This window comes from uncultured Sphingomonas sp. (assembly GCF_964243315.1).
Lineage (GTDB): Bacteria > Pseudomonadota > Alphaproteobacteria > Sphingomonadales > Sphingomonadaceae > Sphingomonas.
Map to the genome: position 1 here is coordinate 20,247 of NZ_CAXTEM010000034.1, position 10,807 is coordinate 31,053.

The 10,807-nt window shown below is 66.4% G+C and carries 11 protein-coding genes; 7 read left to right on the top strand and 4 right to left on the bottom strand.

Going from position 1 to position 10,807, the window contains the following annotated elements:
* Positions 1-100: 100 nt before the first annotated feature.
* Complete coding sequence (locus tag ACFE77_RS10740) at positions 101-1,624, top strand: fumarate hydratase (RefSeq protein WP_375421633.1); 1,524 nt, start codon at positions 101-103, stop codon at positions 1,622-1,624.
* Between the two features lie 16 nt (positions 1,625-1,640).
* Positions 1,641-2,159 (top strand): CinA family protein, encoded by a 519-nt coding sequence (locus ACFE77_RS10745; RefSeq protein ID WP_375421634.1) that lies wholly within the window; start codon positions 1,641-1,643, stop codon positions 2,157-2,159.
* A gap of 639 nt (positions 2,160-2,798) precedes the next feature.
* Here ACFE77_RS10745 and ACFE77_RS10750 read toward each other — a convergent pair.
* Positions 2,799-3,299: a hypothetical protein gene (locus ACFE77_RS10750; protein ID WP_375421635.1), complete on the bottom strand. Its 501-nt coding sequence runs from the start codon at positions 3,297-3,299 to the stop codon at positions 2,799-2,801.
* Between the two features lie 171 nt (positions 3,300-3,470).
* Here ACFE77_RS10750 and ACFE77_RS10755 point away from each other — a divergent pair, with 171 nt between their 5' ends.
* Both ACFE77_RS10755 and ACFE77_RS10760 read left to right on the top strand, forming a co-directional pair.
* Complete coding sequence (locus tag ACFE77_RS10755) at positions 3,471-3,785, top strand: PRC-barrel domain-containing protein (protein ID WP_375421644.1); 315 nt, start codon at positions 3,471-3,473, stop codon at positions 3,783-3,785.
* 187 nt (positions 3,786-3,972) lie between these two features.
* Positions 3,973-5,166: a glycoside hydrolase family protein gene (locus tag ACFE77_RS10760; protein WP_375421636.1), complete on the top strand. Its 1,194-nt coding sequence runs from the start codon at positions 3,973-3,975 to the stop codon at positions 5,164-5,166.
* A gap of 22 nt (positions 5,167-5,188) precedes the next feature.
* Here the strand turns inward: ACFE77_RS10760 and ACFE77_RS10765 are convergent, their stop codons facing one another.
* Positions 5,189-5,461, bottom strand: a complete 273-nt coding sequence (locus tag ACFE77_RS10765; protein WP_375421637.1) for a hypothetical protein — start codon at positions 5,459-5,461, stop codon at positions 5,189-5,191.
* Between the two features lie 118 nt (positions 5,462-5,579).
* Between ACFE77_RS10765 and ACFE77_RS10770 the strand changes: the two genes are divergently transcribed.
* A complete protein-coding gene (locus ACFE77_RS10770; RefSeq protein ID WP_375421638.1) occupies positions 5,580-6,362 on the top strand; it encodes a MipA/OmpV family protein in 783 nt (260 codons plus the stop codon).
* A gap of 141 nt (positions 6,363-6,503) precedes the next feature.
* On the opposite strand, the gene ACFE77_RS10775 is transcribed toward ACFE77_RS10770, so the two are convergent.
* Positions 6,504-7,445, bottom strand: a complete 942-nt coding sequence (locus ACFE77_RS10775; RefSeq protein ID WP_375421639.1) for an energy transducer TonB — start codon at positions 7,443-7,445, stop codon at positions 6,504-6,506.
* Between the two features lie 670 nt (positions 7,446-8,115).
* On the opposite strand from ACFE77_RS10775, the gene ACFE77_RS10780 reads away from it, so the two are divergent.
* Entirely contained in the window at positions 8,116-10,029 is a 1,914-nt protein-coding gene (locus ACFE77_RS10780; RefSeq protein ID WP_375421640.1) for a ribonucleoside-diphosphate reductase subunit alpha, read from the top strand.
* A gap of 125 nt (positions 10,030-10,154) precedes the next feature.
* Here ACFE77_RS10780 and ACFE77_RS10785 read toward each other — a convergent pair whose 3' ends face one another.
* The gene (locus tag ACFE77_RS10785; RefSeq protein WP_375421641.1) at positions 10,155-10,412 is read right to left on the bottom strand and encodes a DUF2171 domain-containing protein; all 258 of its coding nucleotides are present in this window, start codon (positions 10,410-10,412) and stop codon (positions 10,155-10,157) included.
* Positions 10,413-10,471: 59 nt separating this feature from the next.
* On the opposite strand from ACFE77_RS10785, the gene ACFE77_RS10790 reads away from it, so the two are divergent.
* Positions 10,472-10,672: a hypothetical protein gene (locus ACFE77_RS10790; RefSeq protein WP_375421642.1), complete on the top strand. Its 201-nt coding sequence runs from the start codon at positions 10,472-10,474 to the stop codon at positions 10,670-10,672.
* Positions 10,673-10,807 lie beyond the last annotated feature (135 nt).

Consider the following 10,807-nt stretch of genomic DNA (forward strand, 5'->3'; position numbering starts at 1 on the left):
GCGTTTATGTTTAACGTGTGGATAACAGCAGGCGTACGGTCAGCATCAGGACTAGCTTCCTGCTTGGAACCCGGGCGCGGCACGATTATGCGATCGGGCCATGACCACGATTATCCGCGAAGCCGATCTGATCGAGAGCGTCGCCGACGCGCTCCAATTCATCAGCTACTATCACCCGATGGATTACATCCGCGCGCTCGGCGTCGCCTACGAGGCGGAGCAGAGCCCCGCGGCCAAGGACGCGATCGCGCAGATCCTGACCAACAGCCGGATGTGCGCCGAGGGTCACCGGCCGATCTGCCAGGACACCGGGATCGTCACCGTGTTCGTCAAATGGGGCCAGGATTGCCGCTTCGCCGATGGCAGCCGATCGCTCCAGCAGGTCGTCGACGAGGGCGTGCGCCGCGCCTATCTCCACCCTGAGAACAAGCTGCGCGCGTCGATCCTCGCCGACCCCGCCTTCACCCGCCGCAACACCAAGGACAACACGCCGAGCGTGCTGAGCGTCGAGATGGTGCCGGGCAACACCGTGTCGATCGACGTCGCGGCGAAGGGCGGCGGATCGGAGAACAAGTCCAAGTTCAAGATGATGAACCCGAGCGATTCGATCGTCGACTGGGTGCTGGAGATGATCCCGCAGATGGGCGCAGGCTGGTGCCCGCCGGGAATGCTCGGCATCGGCATCGGCGGGACCGCTGAGAAATCGATGCTGCTCGCCAAGGAATCGCTGATGGGCGCGATCGACATGGCGCAGCTGAAGCAGCGCGGGCCGCGCAACGATATCGAAGCGCTGCGGATCGAGATCTACGATAAGGTCAACGCGCTCGGGATCGGTGCGCAGGGCCTCGGCGGGCTGTCGACGATCCTCGACGTGAAGATCGCGGACTGGCCGACGCATGCGGCATCTAAGCCGGTGGCGATGATCCCCAACTGCGCTGCCACCCGCCACGCGCATTTCACGCTCGACGGATCCGGTCCGGTCCATCTCGAGCCGCCGAAATTGTCCGAATGGCCCGACGTGAACTGGACGCCCGACAAGGCCGCGATCCGGGTCGATCTCGACACGCTGACTCCGGCGGTGGTGCAGCAGTGGAAGCATGGCGACCGGCTGTTGCTGAACGGCAAGATGCTCACCGGCCGCGACGCCGCGCACAAGCGCATCGCGGACATGCTGGCGAAGGGCGAGGAACTCCCGGTCTCATTCCGGGGCCGCGTGATCTATTATGTCGGCCCGGTTGATCCGGTCGGCGAGGAAGTCGTCGGTCCAGCCGGTCCGACCACCGCGACGCGCATGGACAAGTTCACCCGGATGATGCTCGACCAGGGGTTGCTCGCGATGGTTGGCAAGGCCGAACGCGGGCCCGCCGCGACCCAGGCGATTGCCGAGGCGAAGTCGGCCTATCTGATGGCGGTCGGCGGCGCGGCCTATCTGGTCGCGCGCGCGATCAAGGGATCGAAGGTCGTCGGGTTCGAGGATCTCGGGATGGAGGCGATCTACGAATTCGAGGTCGCGGATTTCCCGGTCACCGTCGCGGTCGACAGCGCGGGCGAGAACGTCCACCAGCTCGCGCCGCTCGTCTGGCGCGAAAAGATCGCGCGTGAAGGGCTGCTGGTCGGCGCGTGATGGCGGAGCTCGCAGGATGATCGAGACGCTGTCGCCCACCATCAACGCCAGGGTCGAGCAGCTTACCGAATCGCTGCTGGCGAAGGCGGATGCGGCCGGACTGATGCTCGCGACTGCTGAGAGCTGCACCGGCGGCCTGCTCGCGTCGTTGCTCACCGACGTGGACGGGCGCGGCCACGTTTTCGACCGCGGCTTCGTCGTCTATAGCGAACAGGCCAAATGCCAGTTGCTGGGTTTGGCGCGCGAACAGATCGACACCTGCGGCGCGGTCAGCCGCGACGTCGCGATCGCGATGGCGCTCGGCGCGCTTAAGGGTTCGGACGCACAGGTCGCGCTGGCGATCACCGGCTTCGCCGGCCCGGGCGCGCCGGGAGACGAGGCCGGCCTGGTACACTTCGCCTGCGCCCGCGACGGCCGCGAACCGGCGCACCGCGAGGAGCATTTCGGCGACATTGGCCGAGGGGGCGTGCGCATCGCGTGCCTGGAGGTCGCGCTGGAGATGATGATCGACGCGGTTGGGTGGCAGGAAGACTGAGCGGGGGTGACGTAGGAAAGCTGCCGGTGCTCCCGAAGCGCCTTTTTCGCTGAAGCGACCTCACCTTCCTGTTCTCCCGCGAAGGCGGGAGTCCAGGGTTCTGATGGACGCAAGTGGTTGTTCTGCTTGGCCCTGGATCTCCCCCTGCGGGGACACGGCTGTGCACGTGACGAATGTTCCGCGGCTTGCGCAGGTCCGCTCAGGTGGAATCCCTACGGTCGAGAATCGCTATAGTCTCTCGTGTGTCACTGGCGCGCCTGCCCACACCCCAAAAATGAAAAGAGGTTGCCGGGCGTCTCCCGACGACCCGACAACCTCCTGACATGGTCAGCGGCCGGAGAGCTCCAGCCCGGAGGACCATGCGTACCGCTCGTCCTACGACCATCCACGTTGACTGAGGGAGAATACCCTCCGCGGACGATCTGCGGCGCTTAGCGGTGCGTCCCCCGAACGAACCGAACCGAACTCACTGCTGAACCATGAGACATCGGATCACCTCCTTTCGCTTGTTGATGAACATGTGACCAACACTGGGCACGACCGCAATGTGAGTCACACGGGGCTCAGATACAAGTCTTGTTTTAGGCTAATTTCTGGACGATCCTCGACGGCTCGTGCCGACGCGGCCGGGTCTCCAAATCACCCCCGGCAATCTTCGGTGACGCGCTCGATCTCCGCCCACGCCGGCAGCACCAGCGGCGCCGCGCCCGCCTGCTCGATCACGAAACGGCCGCGGCTGAAGCCCATCGCATCGAACAGCGGATCGCTCGCCGTCAGCACGCTCTGGCCTTCCGTCATCGGCAGGGTTCGCAACGCGGTGCTGGTGCGGATCGTCATCGCCGGTCCGCTCGCGCCCGGAACGACGATCGCGATCCGTCGCGTCGCCGCCTCGCACCGCAGCGACACAATCGGCGCCGCCGCAGTGGTGCCGAAGCCGGCAATGCTGCCCGCCGGCATCGGCTGGTAGCGCCAAGTCCCCGGCGTCAGCGCCCAATCGCGCCAGTCGGCGGCGAGCGGAACAGGCGCCGGCGGCAGTGGCGCTACTGGTGGCGGTGGCGCGACGGGGGCGGGCTGGCGCGGTGCGGGCACGCACGCGGCGAGCCCCGCCAGCGAGACGGCGAGAATGAGGTGGAGGCGCATCGCCGGTGCTTATGGGCGCTGCCCGGGCGCGGCTCAACCCGCCTGCCGCCGCGCGACCGCAGGAACTACCCGCGCGGTCGCCGGTTCAAGCAGCCAATCACCAGGAGACCTGCTTTGGCCGACGGCGCCGCCCCTACCCAGATCCTCATCCAGACCAGCGTCAGCGGCACGATGAAGGTCGAGAGCCGCGACGGCGATCATGTCGGCAGCGTCCACGCCTTCATGGTTCACAAAGGCAACGGCCGGGTCACCCATGCGGTGCTGAGCCTCGGCGGCTTCCTCGGTATGGGCAAGAGCTTCTACCCGCTCCCGTTCGAACTGCTGCAGTTCGATCCCGTACGCGACCTCTACGTCGTCACGATCGACCGCCGCTTGCTCGAAGGCGGGCCGAGTTGGGCCAACAATGCGCCCGTGTTCGACCAGGCTTATGCCGACCGCGTCGCGAGCTACTACTCGGTGAGCAGCACCAACGTATCGATGAGCTAGCTAGCGGAGGCTGAAGCGGTGTCGCTCACGACCACCGACGCCGCTTCCCGCCATCGCCGCATCTAAGCAGCAGTCGCACAACTTTCCCGTATGAAGCCGACTTTCCTATAATCTCTTTGCTATCGGCTCGAGTGTGCTAGCGATAGACATTCAACGGGCACGCGTCCCGCGTGGATGAGGATCGGTCATGAGCAACCTGGGTCGCCGTGTGATTTCCGTCGTGCTGCCGTTCGCGGCATTGCCTTTGGCTGCGTCCACGCCGGCGATCGCGGTAGCGCAAGAAACGACGGCGACGCGCGGCGAGGTTCCGGTGCTCGGCCGCAAGCCGTTCGTCGACTATTTTATGCCGACCCCGATCATCAAGCCGCTCTCGCGCGACGTGTGGGGCGCCGCGACGGTCGGTCCGCGCGACACCGGCAACGGTCTCGAAGACGCGACGATGAAGCGCTGGAATTATTGGGACGGCCAGATCCTGAAAGGGCCCGACGGCAGATACCGCATGTTGGCCAGCCGCTGGGATCAAGCGACCGGGCATGAGGCATGGGTGAACTCGCTCGCGGTCGAGGCGGTGAGCGACTCGCTATACGGTCCCTATACCGACCGCGGCCTGATCTGGCCGACCGACCAGGGCGGCAAGGGGCACAACGTCACTGCGCTGCGCCTCCCCGACGGCCGCTATGCGGTGATGATCAGCGAAACCCGCAACGGCGACATCTACACGTCCGGGTCGATCGACGGGCCCTGGCGCAAGCTCGGCGACATCGTCGTCGACCAGAGCGCGTTCAAATCGGTGTTCACCCCCGCCGAACTCCAGAAGGATGCGGTGATGAAGCCGTGGCACGGCTCCAACCTCAGCATCATGGCCCGTCCCGGCGGCGGCTTCGAGATCATCCAGCGCTCGGGCCAGATCCTGGTCAGCCCGACCGACATCCTCGGCCCCTACAAGGTCATGGGCGACAGTATCTATCGCGGCCTAGCCGGCCTGCCGCAGACCGGAATGGACGCCTATGAGGACCCGGTGATCTGGCACAGCGGCGGGTGGTATCACGTCGTCGTCAACCATTGGCGCGACCGCCGCGCCTTCCACCTGATCTCGCGCGACGGGGTCACCGCGTGGAAGGTCCAGGGCCTCGCCTATGAACCCGGCGCGAAGTTCATCCGCTACACCAACGGCGTGGTGAACCACTGGAACAAGCTCGAACGCCCCGGCGTGGTGATCGCGAACGGCCACGTCATCGCGATCAGCTTCGCGGTCATCGACGTACCGAAGGAGCAGCAAAAGGGCGATGACGGACACGGCAGCAAGATCGTGGTCGTGCCGTTCGACGGCGCCGCGATGGACCGCGACCTGAAGGACGTCGACAAGGCCGGGGCGCGGTAGCAGACAACGCCGTCCGCCATCCTCACACCAGCCCGACCTCCGCCTCCGCCTCCGCGCCCAGATTGATGCGGTCGTACAACGCGAGCAACGCGTTGACCTCGTCGATCACGGTCTCGTGCTCGCGACGGAAGCGGACCGTAGCGTCGCCGGTCGGCACGCCGCCGCGACCGTCATGGATCGTGTAGCCCTGCTCGATCAGCCACAGCGCGTCCTGCGCCCGCGATCGCTGGCGGCGCAGGTGGAACACCCATTGTTCGATGATGCCCGCAGGCACGAGACGGTCCAGATCACCCATGGCCCGACCTACCGAAGCATCGCCGCGAACGCCACCGCCCTTCGCGTCGTGGTGCCGATCGCCGCAACCTCCTGCAATGGCTGCCAACCTCGGGTGAAATGCTGTACCGCCTGCCGCGATGACCATGCGCACCACGCTGACGGCGCTCGCCGTTCTCGCCACCCTGCCCGCCGCCGCCGCCACCGCGCAGGACGCCGCCAAGCGCACGCGGATCGGCGCGGGGCCGCAGCTCGTGCCGAGCTATCCCGGGGCCGACAGCATCGCGGTGCGGCCCTTCATCGACGTTTCGCGCGCCACCGGCGACGAGGATTTCGTGTTCGAGGCACCCGACGAGAGCTTCGGCACGTCGCTGTTCCGCGTCGGCGACGTCGCGATCGGCTTCGCGCTAGGCTTCGAAGGCAGCCGCACCGCGCGCGATGTCGGCGCGCCGGTTCGCAAGGTCGGCTTCACCGTCGAGCCCGGCGGCTTCGTGCAATATCAGATCGCGCCCACGCTTCGGGTCCGTACCGAGATCCGCAAGGGGATCGGCGGGCACCGCGGCTGGATCGGCAATGTCGGCGCCGATTACGTCCTGCGCGACCGCGATCGGTCGGTATTCTCGATCGGCCCGCGGGTCACGATCGGTGACGGCCGCTTCCACCGCGCCTATTTCGGGGTGAATGCCGCGGATGCGCTCGCCACCGGCCTGCCACGGTTCGATGCCTCGGGCGGGATCCAGGCGGTCGGCGTCACCACGGGGCTGATCCGGCAGATCACGCCGGTCTGGGGCATCTACGGCTACGCCAAATACGACCGCCTCGTCGCCGACCCCGCACGCTCGCCGATCGTCCGCGCTTTCGGATCGCGCGATCAGGTGTCGGGCGGGGTGGCGCTGACCTACACCTTCGGCGCGCGGCGATAGAGAATCAGGGCATCCATCTTACCCGTTCGTACCTGGTAGAGATCGAGTAGCTCCTGCAAGGAGCGTATCGAGAGCTCGTATCGAGGTACAGGTTCCGCGCGACAGCCCTTCCCTCGATACACCATATCGATACGCCCAGCCTCAAAACGGCGGAGGCGGCACCCCGTCCGACCCGGGCCCGATCTTGAAGATCACCCGGTCGACGCAGCCGGTGGCGCCGCGATCCGACGCGGGTAGCCGCGCGCCGCGGATCACCGCTTCCGCCGCGGTCCCAAAGTCGGCCGAGGGCTCGGCGGAGACCGCATGGATGTTGCCGGGCTCGCCCCACGGCGCGAGATCATAGGTCACGATAGCCCACCCCTCGATCGACCGCCGCTGGTAATTGTCGGGAAAGCGCAGGACCGGGCCGGCCGTCCAGTCCCGCGCCGTGGGGCAGGTCGCACTCTTCGGCCGATACGCATCCTCGGTCGGCATAGTCGGCGCGGCGAGCGTCGCCGGCATCTTCCAATACGGATAGAGGCAGCCGGCGCGCGCGCCTTCGGTATAGCGCGACGCGCGGATCGCCTTAATCGACGCCGCGTCCAGCGCCGCATTGCCTGTGCCCGACACCGTATGAAGGTTTCTCGGCCGCCCCCGGGCGTCGGTGTCGTACCGCACCATCGACCAGTCCTTGACCCCCGGCGTTCCCGGCACCTTCCGGAAATCGGGATAGACCTGGACCAGCGGCTGCGGGCGGGGCTCGTCGCGGCAACTGGCCCCTGCCGCGATCCGGTCCCATCCCGCGATCGGCAGCGGGCCGGACTCGGGCGTCAGCGTGTAGGAGATCAGGTCCGCGATCGGCACCTCGCCGATCGGCGTCACCTGCGGCGCATAGACGATCGTGCAGTCCGCTTGCGGCGCCCCGGCCGCGAACCGGGTCGCGGCAAGCGCCGGGCCGAGATCGCCCGACAGGGGCTGCGTCTCGGCGCGCCGGCGCCTGATCGCGGTGGTCCGCCCCGTCGCGTCGATCGCGAAGGCAAAGCTGACCGGCATCGCCTTGAAGCCCGGCCAGACGAGCATGTTCCACGGCCGCCGGATCGGCATCGCCGCGATCGGCCTCCCGCCGCAACGCAGGATCGTCGGCTCCCAATCAGCATCGCGCGCTGATCGACCGGCCCCGCGACCGGCGACGGCGCCACGCGCCGCTGCACCACGGGCGCTGCCGGCAACGGCGTGGGGAAGAACATCGCCGGCGGCCGCTCCGCCTCCTGCGCGATCGCCGCGGAGGTAGGCAGGCAGGCCAGCGCCAGGATCAGCTTGTTCATCGTGCGAGATTGCCGAGCGCGGCCGACGCTTGCAAGCCGCGAACGGCGTGACTGTCTCGTTGCTCGAAGGCTGCAAGGCAGACCGTGATCGCTAGAAGATTTTTTCTCGTTCCCCGCTCGTTCTCTTGCGGATCGCGAAAGCCGCAGAAGTCCGCGCGTCGTTCGTTGCGGCGTTGCCCGGGGGCGCGGTGAAGTGTGGAACCGGCGCGTTTAGGCGGTGTTAAGGGTCTTGCGTCCGAACACGCTTTGGCACAATCTCTTGGGGTTGAGTTCGGGGGCGGACCCAACTGGTGGTAGGAACGGCGTCGCGATCATCTTCGCCACGCGCGCTTATCCGCGTCTTTCACAAAGGACGCGTGCGCATTTTGTTCTACGCCAGGGGCCGCCCGGTGATAGGATCAGGGCCTGGCCCCGATTCGAACGGATAGAGAACGGTAGGAGCGGCGGCGATGGACTTCAGGGATACACAGGCGAGCGATATGAGCACCGATACGATCGAAGATACCGCCGCCGTCCGGGCCGACGCGCCGGCCACCGGCCCCGTCCTGCTCGACAGCAAGTCGGTGACGCCGCAGCCCTATCCGGTCGAGGTCGATCACAGCCGCGACGCGCTGCTCACCGATTTCGGCAAGGAGACGCTGAAGGACCGCTATCTGCTGCCGGGCGAGAGCTTCCAGGACCTGTTCGTCCGCGTCGCCTCCGCCTATGCCGACGACGCACCGCACGCCCAGCGGATCTACGACTACATCTCGAAGCTGTGGTTCATGCCCGCGACGCCGGTGCTGTCGAACGGCGGCACCGGGCGCGGCCTGCCGATCTCCTGCTACCTCAATTCGGTGCCCGACAGCCTCGGCGGGATCGTCGACACCTGGAACGAGAATGTCTGGCTCGCCTCGCGCGGCGGCGGCATCGGCACCTATTGGGGCAATGTCCGCGGCATCGGCGAGCCGGTCGGCCTCAACGGCAAGACCAGCGGCATCATCCCGTTCGTCCGCGTGATGGATTCGCTGACCCTCGCGATCAGCCAGGGCAGCCTGCGCCGCGGGTCGGCCGCGGTCTATCTCGACGTCTCGCACCCCGAGATCGAGGAGTTCCTGGAGATCCGCAAGCCGTCGGGCGACTTCAACCGTAAGGCGCTCAACCTTCATCACGGCGTGCTGATCACCGACGACTTCATGGAGGCGGTTCGCGACGGCGCTGAATGGCATCTGCGCAGCCCGAAGGACCAGGCGATCCGCGCCACCGTCGATGCGCGCGCGCTGTTCCAAAAGCTGGTCGAGACCCGCCTCGCGACCGGCGAGCCGTACATCGTCTTCGCCGATCACGTGAACAAGTCGATGCCCAAGCATCACCGCGACCTCGGGCTGAAGGTGTCGACCTCCAACCTGTGCAGCGAGATCACGCTGCCCACCGGCCGCGACCATCTCGGCAACGATCGCACCGCGGTGTGCTGCCTGTCGTCGATGAACCTCGAGACGTGGGACGAGTGGAAGGACGAGAAGGGCTTCGTCGAGGACGTGATGCGCTTCCTCGACAATGTGCTCCAGGATTATATCGATCGCCACGAGCCGGGCATGGAGCGCGCCGCCTATTCCGCGGGGCGCGAACGTTCGGTCGGGCTCGGCGTGATGGGCTTCCACAGCTTCCTCCAGGCGCGCGGCCTGCCGTTCGAGGGCGCGATGGCCAAGTCGTGGAACCTGCGCATCTTCAAGCAGATCAAGGCGCAGGTCGACGAGGCATCGATGCAGCTCGCGATCGAGCGCGGGCCCTGCCCCGACGCCGCCGACATGGGGGTGATGGAGCGGTTCAGCTGCAAGATGGCGATCGCGCCGACCGCGTCGATCAGCATCATCTGCGGCGGCACCACGGCCTGCATCGAGCCGATCCCCGCCAACATCTACACGCACAAGACGCTGTCGGGCAGCTTCTCGGTCAAGAACCCGTATCTTGAAAAGCTGCTGGTGGAGAAATCCAAGAACAGCGACGCGGTGTGGAACTCGATCCTGGAGATGGGCGGCAGCGTCCAGCATCTCGACTTCCTCTCCGCCGAGGAAAAGGATTGCTACAAGACCAGCTTCGAGATCGACCAGCGCTGGCTGCTCGAGCTCGCGGGCGATCGCACGCCGTACATCGATCAGGCGCAGTCGCTGAACCTGTTCATCCCGGCGGACGTCGAGAAGTGGGACCTGCTGATGCTCCACTTCCGCGCGTGGGAACTGGGCATCAAGTCGCTCTACTATCTGCGTTCGAAGTCGGTCCAGCGCGCCGGCTTCGCGGGGGGCGTCGAGGCGGACAACACCATCTCGCTCCAGAAGTTCGAGCTGGAAAGCACGGATTACGACGAGTGTCTGGCCTGCCAGTAAGCCGGCGGCGGCGCTGTCGGACGGCGTGGCGTATTCACAGGAAGATCATGCAACCCGTTCTCACCCGCCCGTCGCCACATGGCGAGTACCTCCCCCTCCCGATTACGGGAGAGGGAGGCGTGCGGTCACTCTTCCTCGAAGCTAACCGCGACGTCGCCGTTCGCGGACAGGCGCACCTTGTCGCCCTCGACTTCGGCGACGAGGCCGGTGGAGATGAAGTGGTGATGGCCCTCGTGGCTCCCCGATCCTTCCGAGACCTGGGCGCCGCTGTCCTTCTTGGTCAGCTTGATGCGGTCGCCTTCGACGCGGTCGACGGTGCCGACATGCACGCCGTCGGCGCCGATCACTTCCATATGCTCCTGAATCGCGCTGATATCGGCCATGGTCGTTCTCCTTCGGTGGTAAATGCGGTGAGCAAACGCACGGGTCGGGAGAAGGTCGCATGACCCTCCAAGTCCAGATCATGTACGTCGTCGCCGCGGTGTTCACGCTGCTCGGCGTCGGTCTCCTGCTCCGCCTGATCCGCCCCGCGGGTCCGGCGATGGTCTATGTCTTCCGGATGGTCGGGATCATGGCGGTGTCGCTCGGCATCGTCCTCGCCATCTCCGCCACCGCGATGTGGAACTGGAGCGTGCAGCCATGATCGCTGCCGCGCCCGTCCACACCGTCACGCTCTTTTCGATTTAAGCCCGGAGTACCCACCATGTCCCTCCTCCAAGCCTCCAAGCAGTACAAGCCGTTCGAATACCCCTGGGCGTTCGAATTCTGGAAGCGCCAG